A 14,530-nucleotide genomic window follows, 5' to 3' on the forward strand; every position below is an offset into this window, starting at 1 on the left:
CCTCTGTGTACAGCCATGCCGTCGGTCCTTCTGCTTTCGCAGGGCCAACAACGCCGGTCACGACTGGTTCCTGTCGGAGCCGAGTTGGGTCACTGACTCGGCTTGGCTACGGTCGACCTGTTACTGACGATGAAGCCATGGATTGCCCAGCTGTCGTGCTGTGGCCTGCGCCGTTATCTTAAGGGATTTGGAGGCACGGGACGTAGGGTCACGGTCTCGCCGTCATCGCCTCCGCCAGCGATCACGCTTCGGCAATGCGCCGTTCGGTGGCCGCGTCGAAGACATGGGCCTTTCCCGGTTCGACCATCAACGACACTCGTTCGCCCTCGGCGGGACGGTCATGGCCGGGGACGCGGAACACGATGGCATCCGCATCGCCGTCACCCAGCGTGGCGTGAACGAAGGCGTCGGCGCCGAGCGTCTCGACCGCGAGGACCCGCACGCTCAAGCTACCCTCGGCGTCGAGCGGGGCAGGCATGAGATGCTCGGGCCTTATGCCCAGGATCACGCTTCCCTCACTCACGCCGGCGGGGGCAGGGAGTTGGCTGCCGTCGGCCAGATGCAGATGACCGCCTTCGATCCGGGCCGGAAAGAAGTTCATCGCGGGCGATCCGATGAAGCCCGCGACGAAGACGTTGGCGGGATTGTCGTAAATCTCCATGGGCGTCGCGATCTGCTCGGCCACGCCCTTGTTCATCACGATCAGCCGGTCGGCCAGCGTCATCGCCTCGACCTGGTCGTGGGTGACATAAAGCGACGTCGTGGCCACCCGGCGCTGAAGGTCCTTTATCTGGAGACGCATCGAAACCCGCAGCTTGGCGTCGAGGTTCGAGAGCGGTTCGTCGAAGAGAAACGCCGAGGGTTCGCGCACCAGCGCCCGGCCCATGGCGACGCGCTGGCGCTGTCCGCCCGAGAGTTGACGCGGTTTGCGGTCCAGAAGGGTTGTCAGGCCCAGCATCTCGGCGGCCTTGCCCACGCGCGCCTTCAGGTCGTCGCCCTTTATCCCGGCGATGCGCAGCCCGTAGGCCATGTTGTCGAAGACCGACATGTGCGGGTAGAGCGCATAGTTCTGGAACACCATCGCGATGTCGCGCTCGCGCGGTTCCAGCTTGTTCACCTCGCGCCCGCCGATGTCGATAGTGCCCCTCGTGATCTCCTCGAGCCCCGCCACCATCCGCAACAGCGTGGACTTGCCGCAGCCGGACGGCCCGACGATCACCACGAATTCACCGTCTTCGACGTCGATCGAGACGCCGTGGATGACCTCGGTCTTGCCGTAGCTCTTGCGGACGTCATTGAGGCTGAGAGTCGCCATTACTTCTCCGTCTCCACGAGGCCCTTCACGAACCACCTTTGCATCAGGACGACGATCAGCACGGGCGGCAGGATCGCCAGGACGCAGGTCACCATGACAAGGTCCCAGGGCGTGTCGGCATCCGCGAACGAGATCATCTTCCTCAGCGCGATGACGATGGTGTTCATCGAGTTGGAGTTCGTGACCAGAAGCGGCCAGAGGTACTGCGTCCAGCCGTAGATGAAGAGGATAACGAAAAGCGCCGCGATGTTCGTGGCCGACAATGGCAGGAGGATGTCCTTGAAGAACCGCCAGGGCCCCGCGCCGTCGACGCGGGCGGCCTCGAACAACTCGTTCGGGATCGTCATGAAGAACTGCCGGAACAGCAGCGTCGCCGTGGCGGAAGCGATGAGAGGCAGGATCAGCCCGGCGTAGGTATCGATCAGCCCGAGATCGACCATGACCTTGTAGGTCGGCAGGATCCTGACCTCCACGGGAAGCATCAGCGTGATGAAGATCAGCCAGAAGCACACCATCCGCAGCGGGAACCTGAAGAAGACGATGGCATAGGCCGACGCCATCGAGATGACGATCTTCCCGAAGGCGATGCCGAGCGCCACGATCGTCGTGTTCAGCAGAAGCCGGTCGACGCCCACGCCGCCAATCCGGTTGATGCCGCCCGACACCGCCTCGCGGTAGTTCTCGATTGTCTCGGGGCCCGGCAGCATCGGAAGCGGGGGGTTCAGGATCGTCCTCAGCGAATGGGTCGAGGCGACCGTGACGTAGTAGATCGGGAAGGCGACGATCACGCAGCCGAGGATCAGAAGAACGTGCGCCAGCGTCAGGCTGCGCCGCGATGTGCCGACGAGACCTTCAGCCATAGTGCACCTTCCTCTCGATGTACTTGAACTGGAACGCCGTCAGGCAGATCACCAGCACCATCAGCATCACCGATTGCGCGGCCGAGGAGCCAAGGAGCAGGTTCACGAAGCCGTCGTTGTAGACCTTGTAGACCAGCGTCTCGGTCGATTTGCCCGGTCCGCCGGACGTTACCGCGTGGATGATGCCGAAGGTGTCGAAGAGCGCGTAGACGGTGTTGACGACGAGGAGGAAGAAGGTCGTCGGCGCAAGCAGCGGGAAGACGATCGTCCAGAACCGTCGCACCGGGCCCGCGCCGTCGATGGCCGAGGCCTCGATCAGGCTTTTCGGAATCGCCTGCAGCCCTGCGACGAAGAAGAGAAAGTTGTACGAGATCTGCTTCCAACTCGCCGCCGCGACGACAAGGCCCATGGCCTGGCTGCTGTTCAGCAGCGGATCCCACCTGATGCCGAGCGCGCGCGGGATGGCGGCGAGCGTGCCGAACGAGGGATTGAACATGAAGAGCCACAGCATCCCCGCGATGGCGGGAGCTACCGCGTAGGGCCAGATCATGAGCGTCCGATAGAAGCCGCGGCCACGGACGACCTTCTCGGCCTGTACCGCTAGGAGGAGCGCGATGGCCATCGAGAACCCGGCCGTCAGCAGCGAGAAGACGACCGTCACCTGCGCGGCATTGAGGTACGCCGGGTCGGCCAGCACGTTGCGGAAGTTGGCGAGCCCCACGAACGTCGAGCGGAGACCGAAGGGATCCTCGCGCAGCACCGACTGGTAGAGCGCCTGCACCGCCGGCCAATAGAAGAAGATGGCGCTGATCGCGAGTTGCGGCGCGATCAGCAGCAGGGGCAGCCAGAAATGGGGAAAGGTCGCGCGGTTCATGGGGCAGGGACCGGGCCGCCCCGAAGGACGGCCCGGAAAGCCTTACATGTTGCCATAGGCTTCCTTGATGGCAGCGTTGCCGCGCTCGACGATGGCGTCCATCGTCGTCTGCGCGTCCTGATCGCCGGCCAGCATCTTCTCGAACTCCTCGTTCGCGATGTCGCGGACCTGCGGCAGGTTCGGCAGACGGACGCCCCTCGAGTTGGCGGTCGGCTCCTTGCCCATCATCTGCGTGATCGGCGTCTCGCGCCCCGGATTCTCGTCGTAGAAGGTCGACGACTTGGTGGCCTCATAGGCTTCCATCGTCACCGGGAGATAGCCCGAGGTCTGGTGCAGGTAGGTCTGCACGTCGGTTTGCGAGAGGTAGTCGAAGAAGGCGGCAACGCCCTTGTAGGTCTCCTCGGACTTGTCGCCGAAGACCCAGAGCGAGGCGCCGCCAGGGATCGTGTTCTGCGGTCCGCCGGCATCCGAGTCGTAGGGAAGCTGCGCGATGCCGTAGTTCATCCCCGACTTCACGATGTCGCCCAGACCACCCGACGATTCGGTGAAGATGCCGCATTCGCCGGCGAGGAAGATCTGCTTCGCCTCGGACGTACGGCCGCCGTACTTGAAGGTGCCATCCTTGGCGAGGTCGGCAAGCATTTGGAAGTGGTTCACGAAGATGGGGGCGTTCAACTGCAGTTCTGGCACGCCCCCTTCCGCGAGACCGTTCTCGAACGTGGCATAGGGCACGTCGTTCCAGGCCGCGAAGTTCTCGAGGTGAATCCAGGTCAGCCAGGTCGAGGTATAGCCGCAGGGTGCCGCACCCGATTCCTTGATCGTCTTCGCCATCTCCCAGACCTCGTTCCAGGTCTCGGGCGGATCATTGGGGTCGAGGCCCGCCGCTTCGAAGATGTCCTTGTTGATGTAGGTGATCGGCGAGGACGAATTGTACGGGAACGACAGCATCGTCCCGTCCGGCTTCGAGTAGTAGGCGACGATGCCTGGCAGGTACTGCGACTTGTCGAACTCGTAGCCGTTCTCGCTGAGAACCTCGGCGACGGGTTTCATCGCGCCTTCGGCCCCCATCATCACGCCCGTTCCGACGTCGAACACCTGCATGATGTCGGGTGCCTGGCCGGCGCGGAAAGCGGCGATGCCGGCATTCAGCGTCTCGGGGTAGGTGCCCTTGAAGGACGGTGTGACCTTGTAGTCGGACTGGCTTGCGTTGAAGTCGCTCGCGATCTTCTCGACGACCTCGGCGTTCGCGCCGGTCATCGCGTGCCACCAGCTGATCTCGGTCTGGGCCAGCGCCGGAAGCGCGGGAAGTGCGAAACTCGCCACCGCCGCGGCGATCAGATTTCGTCTGTGCATGTCTTTCTCCCTATTGTGCGAAGTGCCGTGGGGCGCCGTTTAACGGCGTCTTGTAACAGTCAGATTGAAGGTGTGCCGGACCCTGTTCGGATCCGGACGGGCCGGGCGCAGACGCCTCGGATTGATGCGGCCATCCTGCGAACTCGCGATCGGGGATTCAAGCGCAAAGCGGCGGCCGCGTCGCCCGTCCGGCGGCAGAGTGCGCAGGTCTTGCCGGGTGCCGGACAACGGCACGGGCCGGAGCTGTAGGCCGGACTGCACGGCGCAGGCGCAATCGCACCGCCCAAAATTATGCCGACAATGCAGGTGCATTGTCGGCATTTTCTTCAGGTAATTATCGAAATCGACGGAAACTCTGTCGAACCGTCACTCGCAACCCACTTACTCACGCACACACTCGACGTCCAGACAGGCGCGATCTTAATAGCTCGCGAATGTCGTCTCTTGGCAAACTCGGAACAGCTACACTCGTTACGTCAGGTTACCCACAGCACTCGTCTAACGGCCTGACCTTGCTTCAGGCAGCGATTCACAACAATTCCCTAAAAATTTGACGTAACGGGGTGATTTATTTTACCGCGTTGGATGAAATATCATCCAGTGGGCAGCCGTCCGCCTCAAAGGGCGTACCCGAGGGCTGCAACGAGAGGGGCGATGAACGAGAAGGCTCTACGCCGCGGCGGTACACGCCAGCGTGACGGCGCGCGACAGCGCTTCATCCGGACTGCGGACCGGGTGACCTGCCGCGCATACCTGTCTTCGCCCTGGACCGACCTCGAAAACTGCGGAAACATAGACCCCCGACGCGACTTCGGTCGCGCAGGGCACCCATTTGCCACCGGGTCCTTCGACCTTCTTCCCAAGGCGGACATTGATCGAGCCCGGCGGTGGACCCGAGAGCATGACGGAAGAATCGAGAAGCTTGGAAATGTTCATGGCAGCGTCCTTCGCCGCCCGAATTTTCAAGGTCATCTTGTCCAAAAGATGGCCGCGGTCGGGCACCATGACGCTCAATCCCACGCATTAGAAACATTCAGTTTCCGGCCTGGCGCGGATCGGTGTCTTGGGGCGCCGTCTTCAGCGGAAATGCGGGCCGAGGCGGGGCTGCGCGACGACGGTGGTCTGCCGGAGACAGAGAGCAATATTCTTAAAATGGCTAAGGTTCTGCCTTCACTTGATCTTGTGCACCTGCGACCTCTCTCAGCGCTCGTTGTTGACGAGTGACCTGCGTGCGTGACCGAACCCATCGGAGTTGTCTTGTATCAGACGAAGAATAACGCTGACGTCACCGTCGCCATGCTGCGTGCCTTCGTATGCATGAGTCGCACCCTGAACCTCTCGAAGACATGCGAGGAGTTGGGCGCGACGCGGCAGACCGTGCGCCGTCACCTGACCGACCTGGAAAGCATCAAGGGCGAGCGCCTGTTCGAGGTGGTCGACCGCCAGTATCGCCTGACCGCGCACGGCGCCGCGTCGCTCGAGGGCGCCAAGTCGCTTCTGCTGCACCTCGATACCTGGTCGGGCCAATCCACGCTGAGCAAGGAATTCTCCGGCGGCCTTGAGTCCAGCCGCTACGTGGACGGCGACGGCAAGGAGTTCTTCTCCCAGCAACACCCCGTCTCGAAGATCGCGATGGAAGGTCTGCCTCTCGTCAAGAAGGCACTCGTCGCCTGGGGCACGGCCGAGACGCGGATCGAGCACGAGGCAATGGACGCGATCCGTCCCTACATCGTGCTCTACCGGAAGGGCCCCGCAGGCTGGGTGTTCGTCGAGGTGGGCCAGGAATCGGCCTACGCGAGGTGGTTCGGTTGGGCCTGGTCCCGAAGCGCCATCGGCAAGCTCCTGAACGAGGACAACGTCGGAGACGAATTCAACGAGTTCATCGCCGGCGCCTACTCCCGCATCTACGAAGAGGGCGGGGTGCGCCTCGATCATCTCTACGCTTATCTTCCGAGGGACGGCAGCGATCCCTTGCCCGTCACCTTCCAGCGTCTGCTCCTCGGCTGCGTGTTCCCGGACGGCACGCCTGGGTTGAGCGTGCTTGCCGTCATCACGAGCAAGGTCGAGATCGACGCACTCAAGGACGAGGATCGGCCGATCCTCTCGGACGAATTGGTCATGGATACACTTCCAATCTGATCCGGGCACCGGCAATGCCTCGCGACCGTGCAACACTCCCAAACCGCGATTTCAAGAATGCGGCAAAAAACGTGCACAAATGTGACTTCTTGATGTTAGCTTGGCCGACGGAAACGACCGATTCAGGAAGCCGAAATGTCGCCTCGCAATCTCTTCGACACGATCATGTGTGTGTCGCGCATCCTTCGCGAACTCGAAGACGCAGGCATGCGTGTCGAGGTCGGCGACGACTTCTCGACCTACCGGGCCCATCGCACCGCGCAGGCCGACCGGAATCCGATGTATCCCATGTTCGACGTCGCCAGTTCCTACATCGACGGCTCGAACGGCTTCTGGATTTGCGGCTTCGATCAGTCGGGCAAGCTGATCCATACCCAGGCGGTGCGGCTTCTCGATCTGACGGGCGTATCGCTCGGTAACCATCTCGACGTTCACCGCCACAAGTATATCACGCCCGACACGACGCCCGATCCCGACCTTACCTTTTACTCAGGTCCCGATGCTCTTGCCACGATTACGGGCAGGGTCTGCTATCATGGAGAGTTCTGGCTTCCCGCGCGGGGCCTGGGTGGACCGCGCAGCCAGGGGGCCACGACGCTGCTGTCGCGAATCCTGTTCGAGATCATGGTCAAGAGCTGGGCGCCCGATTACGCCTTCGCGCTCGTGCCGAAGCAGTTGGCGGCAAAAGGGGCACACCTTCGCTACGGCTATTCTCACTGTGAGCCGGGCAAGTGGATCGGCCCGGACAAGCAGGTGACCGACGAAGACCACCTTATCTGGATGAGCGCCAAGGACATGACCAACGCCCTGGCGCGCGAGCCGCAGTCGCTTCAGTACGCGGATCAGGTCTCCTCCATCAGGGCAAGCCTCTCGGCCATCGACTCCAAGGGGTGATCCCGATTGACGATATCCAACAATATCGTCACACATGCCGGAACCCAACACATTGGCTCGATGACTGTATCAACCCCCAAGGCAATTATCGGTCCGATTGCAGTAAGCGTCGCCTTCGTGATGGAGCTGACGCTTGTTCCGCTATTGCTGCCGGAAATTCAGAATGAATTCGGGCTTTCGCTCAGCCAGATGGCGTGGGTGTTCAACTCTTACGGGATCGCCGTAGCCGTCGGCGTCCTGATCGGCGGATGGCTGGGGGACGTCGGCAACGCCAACCGAATCTTCGGCATTGGCGTGCTTTTCTTCGCGACCGGCTCGATGCTCGTCGCCTTTGCGGGCAGCTACGAAGCTCTCACGGCCGCGCGCGCCCTGCAGGGGCTTGGGGGCGGCATATTCTCTCCTCTCATCCCCATCCTGCTGACGCGGGCGTCGCCACGCCAGCCCGGCAAAGTCCTGATCGTATGGGGAAGTGTCGCAGGATATGTCGCGTCCGCCGCGCCGTTCTTCTACAGCAGCGTGCTGAACGGTCACCGCTGGAACCTGGCGTTCATCATCCTCGCCGTCATCTCGCTCGTCGCGCTGGCGATCGTCCTCGTCTCGCGTCCGCCCGACGCGCAGTCGCCCTCTGCGCCCGCGATTCCGCGATACACCCGTCTTCTGCGCGCCCCGGAGCTCTGGATCGTTTTCGGCTACGTCTTCTGCACCTATGGGGCGATCACCTACTACCTCTTCCGGTTGCCGCTGTGGCTGGCCGAGCAGGAGGTTCAGGTGGTCAGCATCGGTCTCAACCTCTCCATCCTGTGGTTGAGTTTTTCCATTGTGAGCACGCTGCTCAGGAATTGGGTCGACGAACCGCGCCTGAAAGGCATTATGCTTGCTGCTCCGCTTTTTGTCGCGGCCGGATTTCCGCTGGCCTATCTGTGCAATAGCGCGGTCTGCCTCATCGTGGCGTCGGCTCTCCTCGGCACCGGACTGGCGTGCAGCAATGCGCCGTCGACGCAGCTTGTCCTCAAGTTTGCGCCGCGGGGGATGAGCGCCATCTCGGCCAGTCTCGACATCACCTTCGCACGACTGGGGGGGGTGATGACGGTCGCATTCCTGGCGCAGACCACGTTCGGCGCATCCGTACTGGTGATGATCGCCATGTGCCTGGCGGCCCTCATTTTCGCCGTGGCCGCGACACGGCGCCTGGACGACTTCGAGCAGGTGACGGCCTGACGTCTCCGTCTCGGCGGAGGAAGGATAGGTTTACCGGGGAGCCTGAGGAAAGCCGCTGACGTCCAGCAACGAGACTTTACCTTGCTTCGGACCCAGCTACCTTCCCTCAAGTTGCATCAAATAAGTCAGGCCAAACAATGGTCGACAACAATCTTGAGGCGCCTTGGCACCTCGACAAGCGTGCTCATGACATCATCAATGCCACGGTGGCATTCGCAGCGATCTTGTCGCCAGGCGGAGCGACGCTGGATGTCAGCAAGAACGCTCTCGACGCGGCCGGCATCTCGCTGACCGATATCGTCGACCGAAGGTTCTGGGAGGGATATTGGTTCGGCCACGATCCCGCCCTTCAAGCCAGGTTGCGCGATGTCGTCGAGCGCGGGGCCCGAGGCGAGACAAGCCGGTTCGACATCGAGGTGCGTGTCCGGGGTGACAGACGGCTCATCGTGGATTTCCAGATCGCCCCTTTGCGCGACGAGAACGGGAGGGTCACCGAACTGATCGCCTCGGGGTTCGACGTCTCCGAAAGGGAGAGACAGAAGGAAAACCTCAACAGCGCCCTGCGGGAGACGAGCCACCGCATCAAGAACATCCTGTCGACGCTGTCCGCCATGGGGCGGATGACGCTGATCCACGGCAAGGGCGACCTGTTTGACGGTTTCCTCAAGCGCCTTGACGCCCTAGCAGCAGTTCACTCGATTTTCGGAGACGGCTCGAAGATTTCGTCTGCCCCCTTCGACGCCATCACGCGCCAGGTGCTGAACCCCTTCCTGCACGGTCACGAGAAGGTGGAAGTTATCAGCGGAAAGAAGCGGATCCTCCGGGACCAGGCGAAGCAGCTTGGTCTCTGCATCCACGAACTCGCGACCAACTCGTCGAAGCACGGCGCCCTGCACGACGGCGGGACCCTTTCGGTTTCCTTCACGGACCCGGACGGAGACGGTGTAACGCACTTTTCCTGGTCGGAAACTCATGCACCCAAGGACACTGGCTCATACACGGAAGGCTTCGGGCTCCCCTACGTCCGAAACGCTTTGCGCTCCTTGCTGATGGGCGAACCGGTCATAGAGATGCAGAGCGACCGTTTTCAGATCTTGGTCGACGGCCCGGCTCCGCACATCTTTGAACCGCTCGAAGGGCCAGGACGATGAGAGTCCTGATCTGCGAGGACAACGCTCTGATCGCCATGGACCTGCGCGAGATGGTCGAAGAGGCGGGACATGAGGCCGTGGGCACCGCCACGACGTCCGACATCTGTTTCGACCGCGCTCAAGCCATGCGAGCCGACATCGTGCTGGTCGATCTCAATCTCGCAGACGGACGCACCGGCCCGGTCCTCGTCAAGCGGCTGGCGGGCGAAGGCATTCCGTCCATCGTCGTCTCGGGAGAACTCGACTACCTTCCCGAGGACCACGGCGCCTTGGCGCTTCTCGAAAAGCCCGTGTCCTATGTATCGCTGAGGGACACGCTCAGCCGCCATGACAGGAGCGCGAAGACCTGAGTCGAACCCTCCTTTCCGCCCTCCGAGAAGACCCCCAGCACCGCCGTCCCACCTGGAGCGAAGAAGACCCTCCGTGGGGACTGGCGGACGGGCGTCTTCCGGGGTCTATCTGAGTGACAATGGAAGACACGCCCTTCTTCGAGATCAGCGCCTACCACGTCACCCTCGTGTGCGTGGGGCTCGTCATCATCCTCGCCTTGTGGACGCCGAGACTGGTGTCCCGCCGGGAGCCCGCGGCCGCACCCCTGATGATCCTCTTCGGGGCGGCTGCCAGCTATGCGCTCGCGCCCTTTCCGATCCTGCCCGACCCGCGCCAGTCGCCGGCGCCGTGGGAACTGGCCAGCGAGCTGACCGTCATCGTGGCGCTGTTCGGTACGGGGCTCAGGATCGATTCTCTGACGCCAGGTCGACGGTGGATCCCGACCATTCGCCTTCTCGCCATCACCATGCCTCTGACCATCTTCGCCGTGGCCTTCCTCGGATGGGCCTTTGCCGGCATGACGCTTGCAGGCGCCATCCTTCTCGGTGCGGTCCTCGCCCCGACGGATCCCGTTCTCGCCTTGGACGTTCAGGTCGGGCCCCCCCAGGAGGGCTCCGAGCATCCGGTGCGCTACACGCTGACGACCGAGGCGGCGCTGAACGACGGGCTTGCATTCCCCTTCGTCTATCTCGGCCTGATGATAGCGGCGGGGGCGATGACGGCCGAAAGCTTCGTCCTCGAATGGCTGGCGCTCGACGTAGTCTACCGCATCGCCGTCGGCGTCGCGACCGGCTGGCTGGGGGCAAGAGCACTTGGCTTCGTCCTGTTCCGCCTTCCTGGCGGCGCACCGCTCGCCGAGACCGGGTCCGGCATCGTGGCGCTTGCCGGTGTGTTCCTCTGTTACGGCTCGACCGAGATCGTCGAGGGCTACGGCTTCATCGCCGTCGCGGTTCTGGGCCTGACGCTTCGGCGGATCGAGGAGCATCACGACTTCCATCGCCGTCTCCACGATTTCTCGGACACCATCGAGCACGCGCTGACGGCCGGGCTTCTCGTCGCGCTCGGATCGATCCTGCCGGCGCTGCTGATGGATGCGACCTGGACGCTCGTCCTGATCGCGGTGGTGCTTCTCGTTGTCATCCGCCCGCTCTGCGGCTGGGTAGCGCTTATGGGCACCGACCTTGTCCGCAACGACCGGGCCATCGTCTCGATCTACGGGGTGCGCGGCATCGGTTCGATCTATTACCTGTGTTATGCGGCCAGCCATATCGAGTTCATCGACGAGGCGCCGCTCTGGTCGCTTGTCGCCATCGTCATCCTGATGTCGACGATGCTGCATGGCTTCAGCGTCGCCTGGGCCATCGACCAGGTGTCGGACGAAGAAGCCAAGGCGTCGGACGGCTGAGGGGCGGACTTCAGGCGCCGGCCAGCAGCGTTGCCGTCTTCCGGAAATGCTGCGCGATCAGCGCCGAGGCCCGATCCGCGTCCCGGTTCAGAACCGCCGTCGCAATGTCGGCGTGTTCGTGGACAAGGTCGCGGTCGGCGCGCCGCAGCGCGACCGATGCCAGACGATAGCGCTCGACCTGCTCGTTCAGCCGGCCCCGCAACGTCAGCAGCCAGCGCGATCCGCAGGCGGCGACCGTGGCGGCGTGGAAGGCGCTGTTCGCGGCCTCCCAGTCGGACAGCGCGACCTCTCCCGACGCGATCAGCGCCACGTCCTTCTTGTTGAGCTGGTAGGCCGTCGCCGCGACCTGCGACTCCCAGGCATCGTCGCCGTGCTCGATCGACAGCCGCAGCGCCTGCTCCTCGATGGCCACCCGGGCGATGGTGAGGTCCGTGAACTCGTCCATGCTCAGGGGGGCGACCGCGAAGCCCTTGTTCCCGCTTGCATGGACCAGGCCCGCCGCGCAGAGGCGCTGCAACGCCTCGCGAAGAGGAGTGGGCCCCACGCCATAGAGCCGGGACAACCTTTCGATCCTCAGTCGCTCCTCGGGGGCAAGGGCACCCGAGATGATGTCGCGCCGGATGGCGAAATAGGCCGCTTCGGTCAGGGTCTCGCCCGGAGCGGGAGAAATGGGGCGTGCGGAATCGTCGGAGGTGAGGGGGGGCGAAATCTGCTCCATGGCGCGATCATCCAGTCTCGTTGCCGAGTTGACAAGCAATACTCCATATGATCGCATGAATTATCGACAAAATGAAAGTGAATCGATAAAGTGAAGCTCGTAACCTTCCTCCACCGCGACACGGTCAAGGCCGGCTTCATCGACGGCGAAGACGTTGTCGTCTGCGCCGAAGGCCCGTCCGCCGACACCGCCGTCCTTGATCTGATCGCCTCGGGCGACGAGGGCGTCTCTCGCTGGAACGGCATGGCCGGATCGGCAGACCGTCTCCCCCTGAAGGACGTCCGCCTCCTGCCTCCGATGCCGCGCCTCGTGCGCGACGTGATCTGCGTCGGCAAGAACTACCACGCGCACGCCAAGGAATTTCACAACTCGGGCTTCGACTCCTCCGGCAAGGAAGAGACGCCGACCGTTCCCGTGATCTTCACCAAGGCGATGACCGGTCTCATCGGTCCCGGCGAAGCGATCCGCTCCGAGGTCGATCCGACCGGCACCATCGACTTCGAAGGCGAATTGGGCGTCGTGATCGGCAAGAAGGCCGCACGCGTTTCGAAGGAAGACGCGATGGACTATGTCTTCGGCTTCGTCATCGTGAACGACATGACCTCGCGCGAGCTTCAGCGCCGCCACAGCCAGTGGACCATCGGCAAGGGCCTCGACACCTTCTGCCCCATGGGTCCCTGGATCGCGACGGCGGACGAGATGCCGGACCTGCCGGGCGTCATGCTCCAGACCTTCGTCAACGGAGAGGAGCGGCAGCGCGCGACCATGGCAGACCTGATCTTCGACATCCCGACGATCATCGAAACGCTGACCGCCACCGGCACCCTGTTGCCCGGCGACGTGATCGCGACGGGCACGCCCGCGGGCGTCGGCATCGGCTTCAACCCGCCGCGCTACCTCAAGGCCGGCGACAGCGTGAAGATCGAGATCACGAACCTCGGCGTCCTCGAAAACCCGGTGGCTTGATGAACTTGCCCGCCTCCCAGCCAGCCGCCGCGCCCCTCGCAAAGGGGGTGCGGCGACTCGGGGGGATCGACGACATGGCGGGTGGCGGACAGGTGACGGTCGAGGGCGACTTCGCCTACGTCGGCCACATGAAGTCGCCGCACGGGACGTCGATCGTCGACATCTCGGACCCGCGCGCGCCAAAGGTCGTGGCCGCCATCACGCTGCCCGACGACACCTCGCACACCCACAAGGTCCGCGTGACGGGCGACATCATGGTCGTCAACGTCGAACAGGCCGACCGCCATTTCCGTCGCCGGGCCGCGCGCATCGGCGCCGAGACCGAAACCCTATCGGCCGATCTCGGCCGCGCCCCGACCGAGGCCGAACTGGCCGAAAGGCTCGGCATCCCCGAAGCACGCATGGAAGACCTGCGCCGCCACGCCACGATCCCCTACGAGGACGGCGGCTTCCGCGTCTACGACATCCGCGACAAGTCGAACCCGCGCCTCCTGGCCCACCACCGCACCGGCGGGATCGGCGTTCACCGCTTCGACCTCGACGAGCGCTACGCCTGGATTTCGACCGAGATGGAGGGCTATCGCGGCAACATCCTCGTCGCCTACGACCTCTCCGATCCCTCGCATCCCGTCGAGGCGGGCCGCTGGTCGGCCCCCGGCCAGAACGTCGCGGCGGGGGAAGTGCCGGACTGGCCCGGTCAGACGTACCGCCTTCACCACGGGCTGAGGTTCGGCGACGAGGTCTGGGCGGCCTGGTGGCACGAGGGCTTTCGCGTCCTCGACGTGTCCGACCCCTCCGCCATGCGCGAGGTCGGCTACTGGCCGCATCCGAAGGCCTTCCCCGAGCCCCTGCACACCGCCATGCCTCTGCCCGGCACCTTCGATGGCCGCCGCTACGCGCTGGCGATAGACGAGGAACACGACCACCGACCCGGCACGCCGCACGCCTTTATCTGGGTCCTCGACGTGACCGACCTGTCGGCGATCGAACCGGTCGCGACCTTCGAGGTAAGTGAGCTGGACAGCCCCTGGAGCCGCGCGGGCCTCCGCTTCGGCGCACACCAGTTTGCCGAACGGCCGTCTGCCTCGCCCATGCCGGTGGCTTGGTTCGCGGGCGGGATCAGGATGCTCGACCTCAGCGATCCGACGCGACCGTCCGAGATCGGGCACTACATTCCGGAACCGAGGGGCGGCGCCGCGGCTCCTCAGACCAACGACGTCGACGTGGACGGGCGCGGCTTTGTCCACGCCATCGACCGGCTCTGCGGCTACGACATCCTGGAGCCCGCGATGTGACCGCGGCAAGGG

General features: G+C 63.7%; 14 protein-coding genes. 8 read left to right on the forward strand and 6 right to left on the reverse strand.

Translation table 11 applies throughout. The annotated features are described in order from the left end of the window. Positions 1 to 241 precede the first annotated feature (241 nt). The 5 genes from EF888_RS07415 to EF888_RS07435 form a co-directional block, all read right to left on the reverse strand. Complete coding sequence (locus EF888_RS07415) at positions 242 to 1,315, reverse strand: sn-glycerol-3-phosphate import ATP-binding protein UgpC (RefSeq protein ID WP_109760098.1); 1,074 nt, start codon at positions 1,313 to 1,315, stop codon at positions 242 to 244. After that, a complete protein-coding gene (gene ugpE / locus EF888_RS07420; RefSeq protein ID WP_109760097.1) occupies positions 1,315 to 2,175 on the reverse strand; it encodes a sn-glycerol-3-phosphate ABC transporter permease UgpE in 861 nt (286 codons plus the stop codon). The genes EF888_RS07415 and ugpE overlap by 1 nt, the downstream gene beginning before the upstream one ends. Then, positions 2,168 to 3,049, reverse strand: coding sequence for a sn-glycerol-3-phosphate ABC transporter permease UgpA (gene ugpA, locus EF888_RS07425; RefSeq protein WP_109760096.1), 882 nt, complete (start codon positions 3,047 to 3,049; stop codon positions 2,168 to 2,170). The genes ugpE and ugpA overlap by 8 nt, the downstream gene beginning before the upstream one ends. 42 nt (positions 3,050 to 3,091) lie before the next feature. Beyond that, complete coding sequence (gene ugpB, locus EF888_RS07430; protein ID WP_109760095.1) at positions 3,092 to 4,402, reverse strand: sn-glycerol-3-phosphate ABC transporter substrate-binding protein UgpB; 1,311 nt, start codon at positions 4,400 to 4,402, stop codon at positions 3,092 to 3,094. Positions 4,403 to 5,071: 669 nt separating this feature from the next. Next, positions 5,072 to 5,416 carry a hypothetical protein gene (locus EF888_RS07435; RefSeq protein WP_241239835.1) on the reverse strand — a complete coding sequence of 115 codons (345 nt, stop codon included), beginning with the start codon at positions 5,414 to 5,416 and terminating at the stop codon, positions 5,072 to 5,074. A gap of 303 nt (positions 5,417 to 5,719) precedes the next feature. On the opposite strand from EF888_RS07435, the gene EF888_RS07440 reads away from it, so the two are divergent. The 6 genes from EF888_RS07440 to EF888_RS07465 all read left to right on the forward strand — a co-directional run bounded on the left by EF888_RS07440 (position 5,720) and on the right by EF888_RS07465 (position 11,539). Then, positions 5,720 to 6,541 carry a helix-turn-helix domain-containing protein gene (locus EF888_RS07440; RefSeq protein ID WP_164721607.1) on the forward strand — a complete coding sequence of 274 codons (822 nt, stop codon included), beginning with the start codon at positions 5,720 to 5,722 and terminating at the stop codon, positions 6,539 to 6,541. A gap of 135 nt (positions 6,542 to 6,676) precedes the next feature. Further along, positions 6,677 to 7,435 (forward strand): hypothetical protein, encoded by a 759-nt coding sequence (locus EF888_RS07445; protein WP_241239836.1) that lies wholly within the window; start codon positions 6,677 to 6,679, stop codon positions 7,433 to 7,435. Positions 7,436 to 7,441: 6 nt separating this feature from the next. After that, positions 7,442 to 8,653, forward strand: a complete 1,212-nt coding sequence (locus EF888_RS07450; protein ID WP_126918535.1) for an MFS transporter — start codon at positions 7,442 to 7,444, stop codon at positions 8,651 to 8,653. A gap of 137 nt (positions 8,654 to 8,790) precedes the next feature. Then, positions 8,791 to 9,804, forward strand: a complete 1,014-nt coding sequence (locus EF888_RS07455; protein ID WP_109760092.1) for a sensor histidine kinase — start codon at positions 8,791 to 8,793, stop codon at positions 9,802 to 9,804. After that, a complete protein-coding gene (locus EF888_RS07460) occupies positions 9,801 to 10,154 on the forward strand; it encodes a response regulator (RefSeq protein WP_109760091.1) in 354 nt (117 codons plus the stop codon). The genes EF888_RS07455 and EF888_RS07460 overlap by 4 nt, the downstream gene beginning before the upstream one ends. A gap of 119 nt (positions 10,155 to 10,273) precedes the next feature. Beyond that, complete coding sequence (locus tag EF888_RS07465) at positions 10,274 to 11,539, forward strand: cation:proton antiporter (RefSeq protein ID WP_109760090.1); 1,266 nt, start codon at positions 10,274 to 10,276, stop codon at positions 11,537 to 11,539. A gap of 10 nt (positions 11,540 to 11,549) precedes the next feature. Here EF888_RS07465 and EF888_RS07470 read toward each other — a convergent pair whose 3' ends face one another. Then, on the reverse strand, positions 11,550 to 12,257 hold the full coding sequence (locus EF888_RS07470; protein WP_109760089.1) for a GntR family transcriptional regulator: 708 nt from the start codon (positions 12,255 to 12,257) through the stop codon (positions 11,550 to 11,552). 90 nt (positions 12,258 to 12,347) lie between these two features. Here EF888_RS07470 and EF888_RS07475 point away from each other — a divergent pair, with 90 nt between their 5' ends. Then, positions 12,348 to 13,223: a fumarylacetoacetate hydrolase family protein gene (locus EF888_RS07475; RefSeq protein WP_109760088.1), complete on the forward strand. Its 876-nt coding sequence runs from the start codon at positions 12,348 to 12,350 to the stop codon at positions 13,221 to 13,223. After that, positions 13,223 to 14,518, forward strand: coding sequence for a sigma-70 domain-containing protein (locus EF888_RS07480; RefSeq protein WP_109760087.1), 1,296 nt, complete (start codon positions 13,223 to 13,225; stop codon positions 14,516 to 14,518). Before EF888_RS07475 ends, EF888_RS07480 begins: the two co-directional genes overlap by 1 nt. The last annotated feature ends 12 nt before the right edge of the window (positions 14,519 to 14,530 follow it).

It is taken from the genome of Silicimonas algicola (assembly GCF_003970735.1).
Lineage (GTDB): Bacteria > Pseudomonadota > Alphaproteobacteria > Rhodobacterales > Rhodobacteraceae > Silicimonas > Silicimonas algicola.

Excerpts from the sequence above, each read along its gene's own strand:
- EF888_RS07415 (WP_109760098.1), bottom strand. The coding sequence starts at position 1,315 with ATGGCGACTCTCAGCCTCAATGACGTCCGCAAGAGCTACGGCAAGACC.
- ugpE (WP_109760097.1), bottom strand. The coding sequence starts at position 2,175 with ATGGCTGAAGGTCTCGTCGGCACATCGCGGCGCAGCCTGACGCTGGCG.
- ugpA (WP_109760096.1), bottom strand. The coding sequence starts at position 3,049 with ATGAACCGCGCGACCTTTCCCCATTTCTGGCTGCCCCTGCTGCTGATC.
- ugpB (WP_109760095.1), bottom strand. The coding sequence starts at position 4,402 with ATGCACAGACGAAATCTGATCGCCGCGGCGGTGGCGAGTTTCGCACTT.
- EF888_RS07440 (WP_164721607.1), top strand. The coding sequence starts at position 5,720 with ATGAGTCGCACCCTGAACCTCTCGAAGACATGCGAGGAGTTGGGCGCG.
- EF888_RS07445 (WP_241239836.1), top strand. The coding sequence starts at position 6,677 with ATGTCGCCTCGCAATCTCTTCGACACGATCATGTGTGTGTCGCGCATC.
- EF888_RS07455 (WP_109760092.1), top strand. The coding sequence starts at position 8,791 with ATGGTCGACAACAATCTTGAGGCGCCTTGGCACCTCGACAAGCGTGCT.
- EF888_RS07460 (WP_109760091.1), top strand. The coding sequence starts at position 9,801 with ATGAGAGTCCTGATCTGCGAGGACAACGCTCTGATCGCCATGGACCTG.
- EF888_RS07465 (WP_109760090.1), top strand. The coding sequence starts at position 10,274 with ATGGAAGACACGCCCTTCTTCGAGATCAGCGCCTACCACGTCACCCTC.
- EF888_RS07470 (WP_109760089.1), bottom strand. The coding sequence starts at position 12,257 with ATGGAGCAGATTTCGCCCCCCCTCACCTCCGACGATTCCGCACGCCCC.
- EF888_RS07480 (WP_109760087.1), top strand. The coding sequence starts at position 13,223 with ATGAACTTGCCCGCCTCCCAGCCAGCCGCCGCGCCCCTCGCAAAGGGG.